The 19680-nt window shown below is 48.4% G+C and carries 15 protein-coding genes and 1 tRNA gene; 8 read left to right on the top strand and 8 right to left on the bottom strand.

The window, feature by feature from the left end:
* The 5 genes from OGY68_RS01235 to OGY68_RS01215 are packed head-to-tail and all read left to right on the top strand — an operon-like array spanning position 1 to position 8596.
* A complete protein-coding gene (locus OGY68_RS01235) occupies positions 1-1344 on the top strand; it encodes a restriction endonuclease subunit S (protein WP_286616771.1) in 1344 nt (447 codons plus the stop codon).
* Complete coding sequence (locus tag OGY68_RS01230; protein WP_286616767.1) at positions 1341-2774, top strand: DUF262 domain-containing protein; 1434 nt, start codon at positions 1341-1343, stop codon at positions 2772-2774. Before OGY68_RS01235 ends, OGY68_RS01230 begins: the two co-directional genes overlap by 4 nt.
* Positions 2767-4791, top strand: coding sequence for a DUF262 domain-containing protein (locus OGY68_RS01225; RefSeq protein ID WP_286616764.1), 2025 nt, complete (start codon positions 2767-2769; stop codon positions 4789-4791). Before OGY68_RS01230 ends, OGY68_RS01225 begins: the two co-directional genes overlap by 8 nt.
* On the top strand, positions 4788-7883 hold the full coding sequence (locus OGY68_RS01220) for a type I restriction endonuclease subunit R (RefSeq protein WP_286616762.1): 3096 nt from the start codon (positions 4788-4790) through the stop codon (positions 7881-7883). Before OGY68_RS01225 ends, OGY68_RS01220 begins: the two co-directional genes overlap by 4 nt.
* Entirely contained in the window at positions 7883-8596 is a 714-nt protein-coding gene (locus OGY68_RS01215) for a M48 family metallopeptidase (RefSeq protein WP_097404700.1), read from the top strand. Before OGY68_RS01220 ends, OGY68_RS01215 begins: the two co-directional genes overlap by 1 nt.
* A gap of 45 nt (positions 8597-8641) precedes the next feature.
* On the opposite strand, the gene OGY68_RS01210 is transcribed toward OGY68_RS01215, so the two are convergent.
* The 5 genes from OGY68_RS01210 to OGY68_RS01190 form a co-directional block, all read right to left on the bottom strand.
* A complete protein-coding gene (locus OGY68_RS01210) occupies positions 8642-10123 on the bottom strand; it encodes an N-6 DNA methylase (protein ID WP_179373404.1) in 1482 nt (493 codons plus the stop codon).
* Positions 10116-10718 (bottom strand): restriction endonuclease subunit S, encoded by a 603-nt coding sequence (locus tag OGY68_RS01205; protein ID WP_102014686.1) that lies wholly within the window; start codon positions 10716-10718, stop codon positions 10116-10118. The genes OGY68_RS01210 and OGY68_RS01205 overlap by 8 nt, the downstream gene beginning before the upstream one ends.
* 16 nt (positions 10719-10734) lie before the next feature.
* Complete coding sequence (locus OGY68_RS01200) at positions 10735-10923, bottom strand: hypothetical protein (RefSeq protein WP_001003202.1); 189 nt, start codon at positions 10921-10923, stop codon at positions 10735-10737.
* Between the two features lie 262 nt (positions 10924-11185).
* Positions 11186-12433, bottom strand: a complete 1248-nt coding sequence (locus OGY68_RS01195; RefSeq protein ID WP_286616755.1) for a tyrosine-type recombinase/integrase — start codon at positions 12431-12433, stop codon at positions 11186-11188.
* A 198-nt stretch (positions 12434-12631) separates the two neighbouring features.
* A tRNA-Leu gene (locus tag OGY68_RS01190) sits at positions 12632-12716 on the bottom strand.
* Between the two features lie 220 nt (positions 12717-12936).
* On the opposite strand from OGY68_RS01190, the gene ahr reads away from it, so the two are divergent.
* Together ahr and OGY68_RS01180 are read left to right on the top strand one after the other, a co-directional pair.
* Positions 12937-13956, top strand: a complete 1020-nt coding sequence (gene ahr, locus OGY68_RS01185; RefSeq protein WP_048236253.1) for an NADPH-dependent aldehyde reductase Ahr — start codon at positions 12937-12939, stop codon at positions 13954-13956.
* A 147-nt stretch (positions 13957-14103) separates the two neighbouring features.
* On the top strand, positions 14104-15606 hold the full coding sequence (locus tag OGY68_RS01180) for a helicase HerA-like C-terminal domain-containing protein (protein WP_057066618.1): 1503 nt from the start codon (positions 14104-14106) through the stop codon (positions 15604-15606).
* 103 nt (positions 15607-15709) lie between these two features.
* On the opposite strand, the gene lptG is transcribed toward OGY68_RS01180, so the two are convergent.
* From lptG to OGY68_RS01165, 3 genes are all read right to left on the bottom strand, one after another.
* On the bottom strand, positions 15710-16792 hold the full coding sequence (lptG, locus tag OGY68_RS01175; RefSeq protein ID WP_008786067.1) for an LPS export ABC transporter permease LptG: 1083 nt from the start codon (positions 16790-16792) through the stop codon (positions 15710-15712).
* Positions 16792-17892, bottom strand: a complete 1101-nt coding sequence (gene lptF, locus OGY68_RS01170) for an LPS export ABC transporter permease LptF (RefSeq protein ID WP_032942200.1) — start codon at positions 17890-17892, stop codon at positions 16792-16794. Before lptF ends, lptG begins: the two co-directional genes overlap by 1 nt.
* A gap of 62 nt (positions 17893-17954) precedes the next feature.
* Complete coding sequence (locus OGY68_RS01165) at positions 17955-18005, bottom strand: hypothetical protein (protein WP_212723231.1); 51 nt, start codon at positions 18003-18005, stop codon at positions 17955-17957.
* A gap of 153 nt (positions 18006-18158) precedes the next feature.
* Here OGY68_RS01165 and pepA point away from each other — a divergent pair, with 153 nt between their 5' ends.
* A complete protein-coding gene (gene pepA, locus OGY68_RS01160) occupies positions 18159-19670 on the top strand; it encodes a leucyl aminopeptidase (RefSeq protein ID WP_003025870.1) in 1512 nt (503 codons plus the stop codon).
* Positions 19671-19680 lie beyond the last annotated feature (10 nt).

The raw sequence follows: 19680 nt of genomic DNA, 5'->3' as shown, positions 1-19680 counted from the left end.
ATGAAAACGAATAAATCACAGAATTTGAAATCGATCCCAACTGGTTATAAACAGACTGAGGTGGGAATTATTCCTGAGGATTGGAAAGTTAGTAGTATTGGAGACTTATGCGTTATTTTTGGACGCATAGGTTTTAGAGGTTATACAAAAGCTGATATTGTATCACAAGACCAAGGAGTGCTAAGCATTAGTCCGTCTAATATATTTGATGGGCGTACAAACTTCACGCATGGAACATATATTACTCGTCAGAAGTATGAAGAGTCACCTGAGATAAAGATATACGAAGACGATATTCTGCTAGTTAAGACTGGTTCTACCTATGGAAAAATAGCGTTAGTAAAAAATTTAAAAGAGGATGCAACCCTAAACCCTCAGGTAGTAGTCTTTAAGAGACTAAAAAGCCCTGCTGCATTTCTGGCATACATAATGCAATCTGATATTGTGCAAAATCAGATTGAGGAAACAATTGTTGGTGGAGCGATTCCCACATTATCTCAAAAGGTAGTTTTAAGTTATAAAATCCCGCTCCCTACTCCAAGAGAACAGCTTGCGATTGCTAACGTGCTCTCTGATACCGATGCACTGATTATCGCGATTGAGCAATTAATTGCTAAAAAAAAGGATATCAAAACCGCAACCATGCAGCAACTGCTGACTGGTCGTACCCGCTTACCACAATTCGCTAAACACCCGGATGGGGTACTCAAGGGTAATAAACCTAGTGAGCTAGGGCTCATTCCTGAAGATTGGATATGCGTAAAATTGGGAGAAATAGGTCAATGTATCATTGGCCTTACATATAGCCCTCGAGATGTTTCCGATACAGGTACATTAGTATTGCGTTCATCAAACGTTCAGAATAACAAGCTAGCATATCAAGATAACGTTTTTGTAAATATGGACTTACCCGAGAGAGTCATCGTAAGGAAAGGCGATATTTTAATTTGCGTCAGAAATGGGAGCCGCAAACTAATCGGAAAATGTGCTTTAATCGATCACGCGGCTGAAGGATGCGCTTTTGGTGCCTTTATGGCTATATATAGAACAAAAGCTCATGATTTTATTTTCTACCAATTTCAATCTAATTTAATTCACAACCAAATAGATGAAACCATGGGGGCGACTATTAACCAGATAACAAATAAAGACCTATCTGGTTTTATAATATCAATGCCATCCTGCGATCAAGAACAAACTGCTATCGCCACCATCCTCTTAGATATGGATGCTGAACTCGAGGCATTAGAGCAAAAACTCGCCAAGATTCGCGATATAAAACAGGGCATGATACAACAGCTGCTGACCGGGCGTATTCGTTTACCGTTGGAACAGCAGCCATGAAACACACCCTTGATAAGACAGTTCTGTCCGTCAAGGGTCTTTTGAGCCTGACTGACGTAGCCATTCCGGTCTATCAACGTCCTTATAAATGGACGGTAAAAAATATCAGTGAACTGTTTGCGGACATAAACAGTCATCTCGATAAATCGGCCTACCGCTTGGGCTCAGTAGTGTTTCATCAGCCTGAGAGCAATGAAGAACATAGACTGGATATCGTCGATGGTCAGCAACGAACTTTAACATTAATACTGGCAGTATGGGCCATTATCGAAACCCGACTTGCTGAATTGGAACGTCAGGATTTGCAGAAAGCGCTAACCCAGCTAAAGCCCTCCGTTGAAGGTTTTATGGGACGGCAACGCTTTGCCAGTCAGGTATCGGAATACAATCTGTACCAGAATTATCAGGAGCTAAAACGCAGGGTTAGCCATCGAGAATTCAGCGAGCAACATATTGATTTTCTCCTCAACCGCTGCCAGTTGGTGGTCTTTGTGCTGACTGACCTGTCTGAAGCCTTTCAGTTCTTCGACTCACAAAATGCCCGAGGGCGGGATCTGGATCCACACGATCTGCTTAAGGCCTTCCATCTACGTGAATTCGCCAGCCATGAGGTAGAACTGAAAGCTGCTTCCGTTGCCCATTGGGAAGGATTACCCAGCGATGACCTGGCTAATCTTTTCGCATCCTATCTCTACAGGGTACGTCAGTGGTCGCAGGGAAATTCAGCTCGTTTCTTTGGTAAGGATGAAGTCGGCCTATTCAAAGGGATCAACCTTGATCAGATTGGTCAGTTCCCTTATGTGGAATCTTTGCGCATAGCTCACCATTTTGTAGATGATTATAACAATCAGTATCAGCGCAAGATTGATGGCCAGAAAATGCGTTTCCCTTTCCATCTGGATCAAATGGTCATCAATGGAAGACGTTTTTTCGAAATGGCAGAACACTACCAGCAACAGGTATCGGCAATTATCACCAGTGAGTATGTCAGCACGCACACTCAAAAGTCGTTAATGATTCAGGGCACAGTCCTTGGTGAAATGGCAACCCAGATACTAAGAACGTTAAATAGCTATAGAAATCGCTATCGAACAGGGGATCAATATATACGCACTATGTTTGATTGCGCTCTGATCTTTTATATCGACAAATTTGGTGGGCAGTCGTTATCTGCAGCGATTGAAAAAAGCTTTATCTGGGCCTATAGATGCCGAATCCGACAGCAGGTGGTACAGTTAGCGACTATGGATAAGTACGTACTGGAAAATAATCTGTTCCGGGTAATCAAAGAAGCCAGAGTACCTAGTGATGTGCTATCTATACCATTACTCACCATTCGGGCTTCAGAAAATAATAATAACCGCCGTACCGGTAACCATGAGCAAGACGAGCTGGTGAGGCTGTTCAAGGAGATGAACTACTATGAGTGATGCAAAGGTAACATCCTTTACGGTCAGATCATTGCTGGGTGATGCATCTCGTTATCTTATCCCAATGTACCAGCGTAATTATGCCTGGGGAGAGGGTGAAATCACTCAACTTGTGCAGGACATACTAGACTACCAACAAAAAAGCCTGCATAGCCTATACCCTCAAACTTACTACATCGGTACTTTAGTCGTATTCACCCGTCCTGATGGGGACGCAGAGATAATCGACGGGCAGCAGCGTTTCACTACCCTATCCCTTCTTGCCACTTGGTTAAAAAAACACGCTGGGTCCACGCTGGATATGAGCTGGTACCAAAGGATTAACTTAGGGTTTGAGAGCAGACCTAAGTCTGGCGAAACCTTTGCTCGACTCTGGCAAGGCGTGGAACCGCATAAACTGCGGAGCAAAGAATTTAATGACGGGCTGATCAACGGCTATGAACTTATTGGCAAGGTACTACGCGACTTGAAGCTGATTGGTGAGTCATTAAATCATTTCTGTACCTACCTTTTCGACCATGTACAAATTGCCCGAATAGAAGTGCCTGCCGATACCGACCTCAATCATTTTTTTGAGGTGATGAACAATCGAGGTGAGCAACTCGAAAAGCATGAGGTGGTAAAAGCTCGACTAATGGCGGTGCTCAACGAGATAACGGACCTGCAAGATCGACAGAGCAACCTTAACACCCTCTCACGCGTTTGGGATGCTTGCTCCAACATGGAACGTTATGTCCAGTACGGTTTTACACCAGCCGAACGTCATCAATTATTTGGGCAGGAAAATTGGGGGCAATTTGTGCCTGCTGATTTTAATTCTCTAGCTGGCATGCTTATCCCATCGACTTCGGAGCTTGGCACAAGAGAAAACCAAACAAACCGCACACTGGCTGACATTATCAAGTCATCTTCAACCTTAAGTGGTGATAGAGGTGAAGAAGATGAAGGTAGCTCAGAGCGTTTTAATAGTGTTATCAATTTCTCCAATTTCCTGCTCCATGTGTTGCGTGTCTGTAGCCAAACTGGAAAGGACAGAGTGGATGTTCCGCTAGATGACAAACAATTAATCGACCAGTTCGAACTTCGACTGTTAAAGCAGAATGACCCGGTTAAAGCGGTACAGAATTTCGTCTTTGCACTTCTCAAATGCAAATACCTTTTTGATCAGTTCGTGATAAAACGAGAGTTCGCGAAAGGTAGCGATAGCTGGAGTTTGAAGCGCCTGCGTTGGTATTCGGAAAAGAGCACCAGCTACACCAATACGTTTAATGAAGATGATGGTAGCTATGTAGACATCAACCGACAGATTCTGATGCTGCTTTCCGCATTCCACGTTTCAACCCCTACTCTGGTTTATAAACACTGGTTGAATGGGGCTTTGTACTATCTGTTTAATGCCCATTCCGCTGAAAACCAGATAGATGCAAGGAAGTACCTCGGTTATCTGGAGCATCTCGCCTCCGCGTTTATCTTTCAAAACTTCCTGGCAGAACAAGAACCAAAATCATATTTTGAGATTATCTACGGTAAAGAAGCACCTCTCCATCCTGTGGAACTGTCGGACAAGACTCAGAAGAAAATGCGCTTTGGCATGATAGCAAACAACTTGGTATTCAATTACCTGGACTACTTACTGTGGTGTCGTGACAGAAATAAAGCTGAGGTAGTGAAACGTTTTGAATTTACCTTCCGAAGTTCATTAGAGCATTTCTACCCTCAGCACCCCATGGATGGCTTTAGGACATTACCAGATACATCGTTGCATTCCTTCGGCAACCTTAGCCTGATTAGCCACAGCAAGAATTCGCGACTTAGTAATTTCCAGCCAAAACAAAAGCAAGAGTACTTCGAAGCGAGCCTTGAACGTAATGAAATTGATAGTCTGAAACTGCTCGCCATGATGGAGCTGATGAAGAAGAACAATCAGTGGGGGGAAGAAGAAATCGCCACTCACGAAGCGGAAATGCTGGCAGTGTTAACCAGTGGTAGTGATAGCGTATTTAGGGAGGTGTTATGAACAGTGTTGGTCAACGTGAACGCATGACACAAAAACGTGTTATCCAGTTATTCACCGATCATCTCGGTTATCACTATCTTGGTAACTGGCACAAAAGAGAAGACAACCGGAACATCGAACCAAGCTTAGTTTCTGCCTGGCTAACAAAGCGCGGCGTTTCAGAAGTCCTAATCGCCCGAGCATTACGGCAACTGGATCGAGCCGCAAGCCTCGGTGAAGGGCGTATCCTCTATGATGCAAACAAAGAGGTGTATCGCCTGCTACGCTACGGAGTGAAGGATAAAGAAGGTGCTGGTGAGCAGAATCAAACCGTGTGGTTGGTGGACTGGAAAAATCCAGAAGCCAATGATTTTGCGATAGCTGAAGAAGTGACCTACAACGGTGAAAATAAAAAGCGCCCGGATTTGGTGCTGTATGTTAATGGTATTGCGCTTGGTGTCATTGAGCTAAAACGTTCTACAGTGTCAGTTTCAGAGGGCATCCGCCAAAACCTCGATAATCAGCAAAAAGCCTTCATCCGCAACTTCTTCACTACCATCCAACTGGTAATGGCCGGCAATGATTTAGAAGGGCTTCGCTATGGTGTAATCGAAACGCCGGAGAAATATTACCTTCAATGGAAAGAAGCCGCGGAATCACCTCACGCCTACATGCTTGATCGTCACCTGGCTCAGATATGCAATAAACAGCGCCTGCTGGAATTGATCCACGACTTTATCGTTTTCGATGCTGGAGTGAAAAAAACCTGCCGTCATAACCAATATTTTGGTGTCACTGCAACAAAACCGTTTATTCAACGCAATGAAGGCGGGATTATCTGGCACACCCAGGGCAGCGGTAAAAGCCTGACAATGGTTTGGCTGGCAAAGTGGATCAGAGAAAATATTACCGATAGCCGAGTTTTAATCATTACCGACCGTACAGAACTTGATGAACAGATCGAGAAAGTGTTTAACGGTGTGGAAGAAGAGATCCTTCGCACTCGGAGCGGTGCGGACCTGGTGACTCGCCTGAATCAAACCAAGCCCTGGCTTATATGCTCGTTAGTGCATAAGTTTGGTCGTCAGGAGGAGGATGACAAAGACGCTGACACGGACGATTTTATCGAACAAATAACACGAAATATCCCTGCCGATTTTAGCCCGAAGGGAAAATTATTCGTGTTTGTGGATGAGTGCCACCGAACCCAATCCGGCAAATTGCATGCGGCAATGACAAGCATTTTGCCAGATGCACAATTTATCGGTTTCACCGGTACCCCGCTGATGAAGAAAGATAAGAAGAAGTCAGTGGAGGTCTTCGGGCCTTATATCCACACTTATAAATTTGATGAAGCAGTCAATGATGGGGTTGTACTGGACCTGCGCTACGAAGCTCGTGACATTGATCAGCGGGTCAAATCTCAGAAAAAAGTCGACCAGTGGTTTGATGCTAAGACATCTAAACTTTCTCGCCTTGGCCAACAGCAACTCAAGCAGAAATGGGCTTCGATGCAGAAGCTGTTGTCGAGCCGCTCGCGGCTGGAACAGATTGTGGCTGACATCCTTCTCGATTTTGAACAAAAACCACGGCTCGCCGACAGCCGAGGTAACGCCATGCTGGTCTGTTCCAGCGTCTATCAGGCCTGCAAATGCTATGAGATGTTTAGTGACGCAGGTTTTGCCGGTAAATGTGCGATTGTGACGAGCTACCAGCCAAATGCCAGTGAGATTAAAGGCGAAGAGAGCGGTGAAGGACTGACTGAGAAACTAGCCAAGTACAACATCTACCGCAAAATGCTTGCGGAATATTTTGAACAACCTGAGGCTGAAGCAGCCAAACGTGTGAGTGATTTCGAAAAAGAGGTCAAACAACGCTTCATCAAAGAACCGGGCCAGATGCGCCTTCTAATAGTCGTTGATAAGTTATTGACTGGCTTTGATGCCCCGTCAGCCACTTACCTCTATATCGACAAGAAAATGGCCGATCACAACCTTTTCCAGGCGATATGTCGCGTTAACCGGTTGGATGGTGAGGATAAAGAATACGGCTATATTGTCGACTATAAAGACCTTTTCCGCTCATTGGAAAAAACCGTTCAGGACTACACCGCAGAAGCCTTTGACGGCTACGACAAAGAAGATGTAGCCGGGTTACTGAAAGATCGTTTGCAACAAGCCAAAATCGATCTTGATGGTGCTCTGGATGCCGTTCGCACCCTTTGCGAACCAGTAAAAATGCCACGCAATCAACTTGATTATCAGCATTATTTTTGTGGGGAATCAGGGGCGTCGATAGAGCAATTATCTGAGAAAGAAGCTTTACGTCTGACATTGTATCAATCCGTGGCGAAGCTTATCCGTGCTTTTACCAATCTGGCAGGTGAGCTAACAGATGCTGGTTATAGCGAGCAGCAGGCAAATCAAATCCGCATCGATGTTGAGTTTTACACAAAAGTCCGCGATGAAATAAAAATAGCCAGTGGCGATTTCGTGGACATGAAGCAGTTTGAGCCAGGTATGCGGCAGATGCTGGATCTTTGGGTAGATGCCGATCCAAGTGAAACCCTCATGGATTTTGAGGAACTAGGACTGCTTGAGTTGATTATTGAACGCGGAGAAGAAGCACTGGATGGACTTCCAGCCGACATGCGTGGCAACCAGGAGGCGATGGCTGAAGCGATTGAAAATAACGTTCGCAGAACCATTGTTGATGAAAACCCAGTCAACCCGAAATACTACGAAAAAATGTCGGTGTTGCTTGATGAACTGATCGCACTTCGACGTCAACAGGCGATCTCCTATCAGGAGTATCTGGAGCACGTACGTGAACTGGCGAAGCAGGTGAAACATCCGCAGTCAGGTAGTAAAAGTACTTATCCAGCAAGTATCGATACCCTCGCCAAGAAAGCGTTGTTTGACAACCTCGGTCAGGATGAAGTCTTGGTGACAAAGATAGATGCTGCAGTCCGTCACACCAAAAAGGCCGACTGGTATGGGGATCGTTTTAAAGAACGCGAGATTAGTTTCGCTATCGCGGAAGAAATCAAAGGTTATTCAGTGACGGTCGCAGATGTAATGGCCCTAGTGAAGGCACAGAAGGAGTATCGCTGATGCCATTGGTTACCTTTGGTGAGCTCACTCTAGATTTGCAGCGTAAGCCAATCAAAAACTTGCATATCAGTGTACTGCCTCCAGATGGCCGAGTAAGAGTATCAGCTCCCATCTCTCTGTCAGACACAGCTATCAGGATGGCTGTTGTCAGAAGGCTAGTATGGATCCGACAGCAGCAAACACAATTTCAGGCTCAGCCGCGCCAGAGTGAACGAGAAATGTGTAGTGGCGAAACACACTATCTTTGGGGAAGAGGATATCGGCTGGATGTAGTTTTAGTAGATAAGCCCGCTGAAGTGAAACTTCAGGGTGGTTGGATACGTATGAAAGTACCTCCACATTATGATACGGCCCAGCGGGAAGCGGTTCTCAACCAGTGGTATCGTGGTATTTTAAAACAAAGACTGCCTAAGTTAATGGCAAAATGGCAGCAAGAGGTAAAGGCTGAAGCCAGTTTTGTTGGCATCAAGCGAATGAAGACCAAATGGGGTAGCTGTAATCCACAGACAGCACGTATCTGGATCAATCTCGAACTGGTAAAAAAACCACCTGAATGCCTTGAATTCATTGTGGTTCACGAGCTAGTTCATCTACACGAACGCAAGCACAATGAGCGTTTTATCGGCCTGATGAGTATTCATTTGCCAAACTGGCGTGAACACAGAGCTAAGTTGAATAAAATGCCCTTGGCTTATAATCATTGGGGATATTGAAATTTAATCAGAAAATGGTTGATACTATTGCATCAACCATTTCCATCAATTATCAATAAAACCTTTCATTTCTCTTTCTAATTCGTGCAATGTTGATAGTAGTTCTTCACGCTGTTGACGTAATATCTCAAGATCAACAAAAACCTGCTCCTCATGCTTCTTAACATACCGAGATATATTTAAGTTAAAATCATTTAATTGTATTTCATCATAAGAAGCCACATGTGAAAAATCATCGACACTACTCCTTTCAAAGTAGCATTTTGATACTTTTTCAATGATTTCATTTGTTATCAAATTGCGCCCTTTTACGGGTTTAGCCAAATCAGATGCGTCAATAAATACGACATCAGAATTGTTTCTATCTCTCCTGAATATCAAAATGGCAGTTGGTATCGCTGTCCCAGGAAGCAACCTATCTGGTAGACCTATTACCGCATCTAACAACCCTTCACTGATTAAATTTTTCCTTATACTCTCCTCTTGACCTCCACGGAACAATACCCCGTGAGATACCAGTATGGCCATTCTACCAGTTGCACTTTTAAGTGTTGAAACCATGTGCAAAATAAAGGCATAATCACCCTTAGACTGAGGTGGGAAACCTAAATTAAAGCGACCATAATCATTACGTACTAAATCATCATGATTCCAACCGATAATATTTAACGGAGGGTTAGAAGCAACTACATCAAACTGCATCAATCTATTATCTGTATCCAGAAGCTGAGGGTTAGATATTACATCCCCCCATTCTATCCGACTATTAATTTCGTTATGCATAATCATATTCATTTTAGCCAAGGCCCAAATGGATCTATTAACTTCTTGACCAAATAAAGTATAATTATTGCTTCTAAAGGATTTTTTTATTTTTTCCCCTAGGGTAATTAAAAGAGAACCAGACCCACAAGTAGGATCACAAATACTATCTCCATCCCTAGGCTGCAATAACTCTGCAAATAGTAGTGAAATACCTTCGGGAGTATAAAATTCTGCCCCCCTCATAGCCGAGTCAGATGCAATTTTTTCAAAAAGATATCTACATGCTACTTCTATCTTTTTATTACCATCCTGGGTATAATCAAATTTCATTTCAGGACTTGCAAAAATATCGAGTAATTCATTAAGCATCCGGTCTCTTTCTGATTTTGCACCAAAATTAACCGTCGCAAATTTTATCGACTCGAATAAATAACCACCTCTACTTTGGCAGACCGAATCAATAGCCTGATCAATTAATCTCAGCGAATCATCAATCCTCTCTCCGATATAATCACCATGATTCTTAGCATCATGATATATTTTATAAAAACTAGCATCCTCTGGTACTCGAGAAACAATTTCTAACAACTCAGAATATTCTTCATTGATTAAATCGTATTCATAATCAGCCTTAACATCAGAAATATATTTCAGCAATAACATTGAAAATATATAATCTTTATAAGAAGATGAGTCAACTTTCCCTCTAAACAAATCACAAGCAAGTAAAAGTGATTTATGAAGCACCTTCATTTCACTCATTTTCTAACTCCTCGCTATTAATGATACTTTCACATATACCATCAAAGAGCACATCGCCATTTTGTATTAGTGAATTATAGACTATTTTTTGTTTATTCCAGTTTCTATTAATAGAACCAATCTTTTCTTGAAACCCCAAATTTGGGAGTTTAACAGTCATTTTAGAAACCGTTTTTGAATTAATTTTACTAATACTAGTACCTTCACTCAAACTGCGAATATATTTACTTCCAGAAGTAGAGTTTATATACCAATGTAAATAATGTGGTAGTATTAGATTTTCATTACATCTAATTACTGCTAACTGATTGGACGTAATGATTGGTTTGCCTAGATTCCCTTCGATAATCCCAGCTGAAAACACAGGTCCCCGCAGACGTAATAAAATATCATTAGGGAAAAGATAATGCTTCTCAGGATTACCCTCTGGGATAACAGAGGTTAAAGCACCTAGATCTAAACTGCCGTCCAGCCCAATATCTTTCGTCTGGATGAGATAACAGGAGCCTTGCTCACCAGCATCTTGTATTGCCGATTTAAAGGGCATCCCTAAGCGGATCTCAGCAATACTCTCTAATGTAACAATTTTATGCATAAGTAAGTTAGGGAGATTACTCTCCCTTTCCTCCAGTAGTTTTAAGCACAATCGAGTGTTTCCAATTCACATCCCCCACACGTACATCTAAATCCATCTGCAATGAGGAAAAGGAGAGCGCGTGTACCAGCATAACAATACAAGCCATATTCCCCCCCTTACTTATTGACTTTTTACGCAGGGATTGATATTTTTTCTCGTTCATTTTGTTAGAGCCTCTCATAGCGGTTTTGGCCAGAATGTTTCGGGTAAATAGCAGTTGCCGCTGCTATTTACTCCCTCTCTTACCTAGGTAGTAGCGTCGTACTAGGTCAGTGAGAAGACTATAACAGGTTACAGAGAATTTATGCAACAGTAGCGTCGTACTACTTTTTCACGATGTCATTGTCGCTATGCATCATGAGCTCACTAACCTCATGATTATTCTCATTTATCTTGCGAATTCATGATAGAAAAATATTTTGGTGTTACTTTCCAAAATCAAACGGACTTACCCCTATCTCCCGATTCGCATCCAGATAATCCGCCCACCACTGCAGCATCAACCTGCGCTCCCCCAGATGTTCCGCTTTATGGATGTAGGCAGCCCTAACAGAGCTACGCTCCTGATGGCTCATCTGCCGCTCTACGGCATCCCTCGACCATAGACCCGATTCAATCAATGAGCTACAGGCCATTGTCCTGAAACCATGCCCACAGACTTCCGTTTTCGTGTCATAGCCCATCACTCGTAGAGCCTTGTTCACCGTGTTCTCACTCATGGGTTTACGCGGATCGTGATCTCCTACGAAGATCAGGTCACGGTTCCCATTCATGCTTTTGATCTTTTCCAAGATAGCGAGAGCTTGTCGCGACAAAGGAACGAGATGAGGAGTCCTCATCTTCGAACCACGTTGAGAATGCTTAACACCTTCCAGCGGTTCACGCTCACCAGGAATCGTCCACATAGCCGTTTCAAAATCGACTTCTGACCAGCGGGCAAAACGCAGTTCGCTTGAGCGGATAAAGACTAACAAGGTAAGTTCGACAGCCAGTCGGGTTAATGGTCTTCCGGAATAGTGATCGATGCGGTGAAGCAATTCAGGAATGCGGTTAAGTTCCAGAGCAGCACGGTGCTGTCTTTTTGCCGTAGCAACCGCACCGGCAATCTCTTGCGCGGGGTTATAGTCGATTAAGCCGCTCTGAACAGCAAAGCGCATAATCGCGGTAGTTCGCTGTTGTAAACGGGCGGCGACTTCGAGTCGTCCGGATGATTCCACAGCCTTAATGGGCACAAGCAGATCTCGTGTCTTCAGGTCAGCAATATTGCGTTTGCCGATAGCAGCAAAGAGATTATCCTCAAGACTTTTCAATACACGAGCACTATGCGATTCGGACCACTTCTGATTGCTGGCATGCCATTCTCGGGCAACCACTTCAAACGTTATCGCTTCCTGCTCTTGTTCTACCTTAACAGCTTTCTTATTCTCACTAGGGTCGACGCCGTTAGCTAATAGCTTACGGGCCTCATCCCGGCGTGCCCGGGCATCCGCCAATGACACTTCGGGGTATTTACCAAGCGCCAGCATCTTCTCTTTGCCGCCAAAGCGATAACGAAGCCGCCAGTATTTTGAGCCATTCGGGTGAACCAGCAAAACCATGCCTTCACCGTCGGTCAGCTTATAGGCTTTTGCTTCAGGCTTAACCGAACGAACCTTCACATCACTCAGAGCCATGATGAGTATCCTTTCAAGGGTTCTGTGTGGGTACAAACATTATCGAACCGGGATATACCCGTAGTTGTACCCGCATCAGTAAGTTGATGTAGATTGAATCAGGTTGACTTAGGTTGAGTGAAAAAGCGAGGAAAGCCTTGCGGATACTGGATTTCAGGCACAAAAAAAGACGTCCGTTGACGTCTATTGATGTTCCGATGGTGCCGAAGGCCGGACTCGAACCGGCACGTATTTCTACGGTTGATTTTGAATCAACTGCGTCTACCGATTTCGCCACTCCGGCACGGAAGGGATGCGGAAAACGTTGTGGATTATACCTGTCATGCGCCACCATGCAAGCGCCAGCGTGTGTCTGGCTCGCTAAGTGTTGAAAATTTCAGCATTACCTTTCTTAGCTGTAACCCTCATCACAGTTTGCCCCCTCCTTAATCCCCACTTCTGCGAAGCGTCCCGTTTCCCCATGCTCTACACTTCCAGTTCAACACCATACTGAGGGAAACACGATGTCGATGATAAAAAGCTACGCTGCAAAAGCGGCGGGCAGCGAACTCGAACTCTATGAATATGATGCGGGCGAGCTTAAGCCGGAAGATGTCGAAGTCCAAGTCGATTACTGCGGTATCTGCCATTCCGATTTGTCGATGATCGACAACGAATGGGGGTTCTCTCAGTATCCGCTGGTTGCCGGGCATGAGGTGATTGGTCGCGTGGCGGCGCTCGGCAGCGCGGCGCAGGATAAAGGTTTGAAAGTTGGTCAGCGCGTCGGCGTTGGCTGGACGGCGCGCAGCTGCGGGCACTGCGATGCCTGTATCAGCGGTAATCAGATCAACTGCCTTGAAGGGTCTGTTCCCACAATTCTTAATCGCGGTGGCTTTGCCGAGAAGCTGCGGGCCGACTGGCAGTGGGTGATCCCGTTGCCGGAGAGTATCGATCTGGCGGCCGCTGGCCCATTACTGTGCGGCGGCATCACGGTGTTCAAACCGCTGCTGATGCACCATATCACCGCCACCAGCCGCGTCGGGGTGATCGGCATCGGCGGCCTGGGGCATATCGCCATTAAGCTGTTACACGCGATGGGTTGCGAAGTGACCGCGTTCAGCTCCAATCCGGCGAAAGAGCAGGAAGTGCTGGCAATGGGGGCGGATAAGGTGGTCAACAGCCGCGATCCGGATGCGCTAAAAGCGCTGGCGGGCCAGTTTGATCTCATTATTAATACGGTTAACGTCGATCTCGACTGGCAGCCCTATTTTGAAGCGCTGGCCTACGGCGGTAACTTCCATACCGTCGGTGCGGTGCTGAAACCGCTGCCGGTTCCGGCGTTCACCTTAATAGCCGGCGATCGCAGCATCTCCGGTTCGGCGACCGGTACGCCGTTCGAACTGCGCAAACTGATGAAGTTTGCCGGGCGCAGCAAGGTGTCGCCCACCACCGAACTGTACCCGATGTCGCAAATTAACGAAGCCATCCAGCACGTGCGTGACGGTAAGGCCCGCTACCGCGTAGTGCTTAAAGCCGACTTCTGATCGTCTTTGCCGGGTGGCGTAAGCTTCCCGGCTATTCTCCCCGCTATTCCAGACAGGTTAAATTCTCCTCACAATCTCCGTAATTTAGCGGTGAAGAGTGCGTCACGGTTGCCTATACTCCAGGCAGGATAAATGGAGGAAATCTCAATGAGCGCACCCCTGCTAATTGCCCGCACGCCGGACACCGAACTGTTTTTACTGCCAGGTATGGCCAACCGTCACGGGCTGATTACCGGCGCGACCGGGACCGGTAAAACCGTCACGCTACAGAAGCTGGCCGAATCGCTGTCCGAGATTGGCGTACCGGTATTTATGGCCGATGTGAAAGGTGACTTAACCGGCGTGGCCGAGGAAGGACAAGCCTCTGAAAAGCTGCTCGCCCGCCTGAAAAATATCGGCATTACCGACTGGCAACCGCATGCTAATCCGGTCACGGTGTGGGATATCTTCGGCGAAAAAGGTCACCCTGTGCGGGCCACGGTATCAGACCTCGGGCCGCTGCTGCTGGCCCGTCTGCTGAACCTCAACGACGTGCAGTCCGGCGTGCTGGATATAATCTTCCGCATTGCCGATGACCAGGGTCTGTTGCTGCTCGATTTCAAAGACCTGCGGGCCATCACCCAGTACATTGGCGATAACGCTAAATCCTTCCAGAATCAGTACGGCAATATCAGTAGCGCCTCGGTCGGGGCGATCCAGCGCGGACTGCTGTCGCTGGAGCAGCAGGGAGCGGCACACTTCTTTGGCGAACCGATGCTGGACATCAAAGACTGGATGCGTACCGATGCCAACAGCAAAGGGATGATTAATATCCTCAGCGCCGAGAAGCTCTACCAGATGCCAAAACTGTACGCCGCCAGCCTGCTGTGGATGCTCTCCGAGCTGTATGAACAGTTGCCGGAAGCGGGCGATCTGGAGAAGCCAAAACTGGTGTTCTTCTTCGATGAAGCGCACCTGCTGTTCAACGATGCTCCGCAGGTGCTGCTGGATAAAATCGAACAGGTGATCCGCCTGATCCGCTCGAAAGGGGTCGGCGTGTGGTTCGTCTCGCAAAACCCGTCGGATATTCCGGACAACGTGCTTGGTCAGTTGGGGAACCGCGTGCAGCACGCCCTGCGCGCGTTCACCCCGAAAGATCAGAAAGCGGTGAAAACCGCGGCGCAAACCATGCGCGCCAACCCGGCATTTGATACCGAAAAAGCCATTCAGGAGCTGGGAACCGGTGAGGCGCTGGTGTCGTTTCTGGACGCCAAAGGCAGCCCGTCGGTGGTTGAACGGGCGATGGTGATTGCGCCATGCTCACGGATGGGACCGGTGACGGACGACGAACGCAACGGACTGATTAATCACTCTTCGTTGTACGGTAAATATGAAGAAGATATCGACCGCGAGTCCGCCTATGAACGTTTGCAGCAAGGCGTGCAGGCCAGTACCGAGCAGCAAAATACACCTCCCGCCAACGGTAAAGCTGTCGATGTGGACGGCGGTATTCTCGGTGGGTTGAAGGATATTCTGTTTGGCAGCACCGGACCGCGCGGCGGTAAGCGCGATGGCGTAGTGCAGAGCGTGGCGAAAAGCGCGGCGCGACAGGTTACCAATCAGATAATTCGCGGCATGTTGGGGAGTTTGATGGGCGGGAGAAAACGCTAGCCCCGTGTTACGTTGCCGGATGGCGGCGTAAACGCCTTATCCGGCCTACGGCTCCGGAGTAGGCCTGAAAAGCACAATGCCATCAGGCCTACGATTACTGTGATTACGACTTACGTAGCATCAGCCACAGGCTTATCAGGAAGAAGCTGGCGCTTGGCAGCAGCGCACCGATAATCGGCGGAATGCCGTACACCAGCGTCAGCGGGCCAAAGATTTGGTCCAGCACATAGAACACAAAGCCGAAGCTAATCCCTGTCACCACGCGCACGCCCATCGGGACGCTACGCAGCGGACCAAAGATAAACGACAGCGCCATCAGCATCATGACCGCCACAGACAGCGGCTGGAAGACTTTGCTCCACATATTGAGCTGGTAGCGTCCGGCATCCTGGCCGCTCGACTTCAGGTACTTCACGTAGTTATGCAGACCGCTAATCGATAGCGCATCAGGATCCAACGCCACAACGCCGAGCTTGTCGGGTGTCAGGTTGGTTTTCCAGGTGCCGCTCACCGTTTGCGAGCCGGTGATTTGCTTCGGATCGGTCAGGTTGGATTCATCCACCTGCGACAAACGCCAGACCTTCTGTTCCGGGTCAAACGTCGCGCTCGCAGCGTAGCGTACAGACTGCAGACGGCGCTTGTCGTTAAACGAGTAGATGCTAATCCCGCCTAACTCTGCGTCGCCTTTCACCCGCTCGATGTAGACAAAGCTGTCACCGTCTTTCGCCCACAACCCCTGCTGGGTAGAGAGCAACGAGCCGCCGTACATCTGCTGCGCACGGTAGTTACGCGCCATCTGTTCGCCTTGTGGCGCGACCCATTCGCCGATAGCCATCGTCAGCAGCACCAGCGGAATCGCGGTTTTCATCACCGACAACGCCACCTGCATACGGGTAAAGCCAGAAGCCTGCATCACCACCAGTTCACTGCGCTGGGCCAGCATGCCCAACCCCAGCAATGCCCCCAGCAGTGCCGCCATCGGGAAGAAGATCTGGATATCTTTAGGCGCACTGAGCAGGGTATACAGCCCGGCGCCCATCGCATCGTAGCTCCCCTGCCCGGCTTTTTTCAGCTGGTCAACGAACTTGATGATCCCGGAGAGCGACACCAGCATGAACAGCGTCATCATGATGGTGGTGAAAATGGTTTTACCGATATAGCGGTCAAGTACACCAAAAGGCTGCATTATACCGCTCCTTTACGCATAAAACGGGCACGCAAGCGGCGCATCGGCACCGTATCCCAGAGGTTAAGCACAATCGCGAGCGCCAGATACGCCAGGTTAACCGTCCACATCCAGAACACTGGATCCAGCTTACCTTTACCGCCGTTCGACTTCAGCGACGTCTGAACCAGGAAGAACAGCAAATAGAGCAGCATTGCTGGCAGCATCGACAGCACGCGCCCCTGACGCGGGTTCACCACGCTCAGCGGTACGACCATCAGCGCCATCATAAATACGGTGAATACTAACGTGATACGCCAGGTTAGCTCCGCGCGGGCACGATCGGTGTCGGTCGTCCACAGCGTACGCATGTTCATCTGGTCGGTATCATTTGGATCCAGTGCCACGGCCTGATGACCGATAATCGCCTGATAATCCTGGAAGTCGGTAATGCGGAAATCGCGCAGCAGCGCGGTACCTTCAAAGCGCGTCCCCTGGTTCAGCGTCACGACCTGAGAGCCATCACGCATCTGGGTAAGATGTCCGGAATCGGCTACGACGACCGAAGGACGAGCGTTGCCTTTCGGGCGGATTTGCGCGAGGAACACGTCTTTGAAGTTGCTGCCGTCAACGCTTTCGATAAACAGCACCGAACTGCCGTTGGTCGCCTGCTGGAATTGCCCCTGAGCAAGCGCCGCCATACCGGGGTTCGCTTTCGCCTCCGCCAGAACTTCGTCCTGATGTCTGGAGGACCACGGCCCGGCCCACATCACGTTGACCGCCGCAATAATACTGGTAAACAGCGCCAGCACCATCGCCGCTTTCACGAGCACTGCCTTGCTCAGCCCGCAGGCGTGCATGACCGTAATTTCGCTTTCGGTATACAGTTTGCCCAGCGTCATCAACAGCCCGAGGAACAGGCTTAAGGGCAAGATAAGTTGCGCCATTTCTGGCACGCCCAGCCCCAGCAGCGAGAGCACCAGATTTGCCGGGATATCACCGTCAACCGCCGCACCAAGGATCCTGACCAACTTTTGACAAAAGAAGATCAAAAGCAGGATGAATAGGATCGCAAGTTGGCTTTTGAGCGTTTCCCGAACCAGATATCTTATGATTATCACTTTAAATACGCCCGTAAAAACCCGTCTTTTGCCGGAATTTAGCTTGTTTCATGGCTTAAACGTCATTTATTCTCTTGAGTCGTCGAAATCGTCGCTAAGATCATTATACTCAACGGATCCACCTCTCAGAAATTGTTCTGACGTGCCAATGCCGTAATAACGTTAAGATTAACACGAAGTCACCGCAACAGCGGGTATGAGTTACGAAAGCTTGCAATTCTATCCGTAGCCACCGCCGTTGTCTTTAAGATTCAGGAGCGTAGTGCATGGAGTTCAGTGTAAAAAGCGGTAGCCCGGAGAAACAGCGGAGTGCGTGCATCGTCGTGGGTGTCTTTGAACCACGCCGCCTCTCTCCGATTGCAGAGCAGCTCGACAAGATCAGCGACGGGTACATCAGCGCACTGCTGCGTCGCGGCGAACTGGAAGGCAAACCGGGTCAAACCCTGTTGCTGCACCATGTTCCTAACGTTCTGTCTGAGCGAATTCTCCTTATTGGTTGTGGCAAAGAGCGCGAACTTGATGAGCGCCAGTACAAGCAGGTCATTCAGAAAACCATCAATACCCTGAATGATACAGGCTCAATGGAAGCCGTCTGCTTTCTGACTGAGCTGCACGTCAAAGGGCGCAATAACTACTGGAAAGTGCGTCAGGCCGTTGAGACGGCACAGGAAACGCTGTACAGCTTTGATCAACTGAAGACCAACAAAAGCGAGCCACGTCGCCCGCTGCGTAAAATGGTCTTTAACGTGCCGACCCGCCGCGAACTGACCAGCGGTGAGCGTGCGATCCAACACGGTCTGGCGATCGCCGCCGGCATTAAAGCGGCAAAAGATCTTGGCAACATGCCGCCGAACATCTGTAACGCCGCCTACCTGGCCTCTCAGGCGCGCCAGCTGGCAGACAGCTACAGCAAAAATGTTGTGACCCGAGTGATCGGCGAGCAGCAAATGAAAGAGCTGGGCATGCACTCTTATCTGGCCGTCGGTCACGGCTCGCAGAACGAGTCGCTGATGTCGGTCATCGAGTACAAAGGCAATCCGTCCGAAGACGCGCGTCCGATTGTGCTGGTCGGTAAAGGATTAACCTTTGACTCCGGCGGTATCTCCATCAAACCAGCCGAAGGCATGGATGAGATGAAGTACGACATGTGCGGCGCAGCAGCGGTATACGGCGTGATGCGCATGGTGGCCGAGCTTCAGCTCCCCATCAACGTTGTCGGCGTGCTGGCGGGCTGTGAAAACATGCCGGGTGGCCGTGCGTATCGCCCAGGCGACGTGCTGACCACGATGTCTGGACAGACCGTTGAAGTGCTCAATACGGATGCCGAAGGCCGTCTGGTGCTGTGCGACGTGTTAACCTACGTCGAGCGCTTTGAGCCAGAAGCAGTGATTGACGTCGCAACCCTGACCGGCGCGTGCGTGATTGCGCTGGGCCATCACATCACCGGCCTGATGTCTAACCACAACCCGCTGGCGCATGAGCTGATCGGTGCGTCCGAGCAGGCTGGTGACCGCGCGTGGCGTTTGCCGCTGGGTGATGAATACCAGGAGCAGTTAGAGTCCAACTTTGCGGATATGGCGAACATCGGCGGACGTCCTGGCGGTGCCATTACCGCGGGCTGCTTCCTGTCACGTTTTACCCGTAAGTACAACTGGGCGCACCTGGATATCGCTGGTACAGCATGGCGTTCAGGGAAAGCCAAAGGCGCAACCGGTCGTCCGGTCGCGCTGCTGTCGCAGTTCCTGCTCAATCGTGCCGGTTTTAACGGCGAAGAGTGATGTAAAACGC

Source organism: Citrobacter sp. Cpo065 (assembly GCF_030332805.1).
Classification (GTDB): domain Bacteria; phylum Pseudomonadota; class Gammaproteobacteria; order Enterobacterales; family Enterobacteriaceae; genus Citrobacter; species Citrobacter portucalensis.
This window is presented reverse-complemented; position numbering and strand designations above follow the sequence as displayed.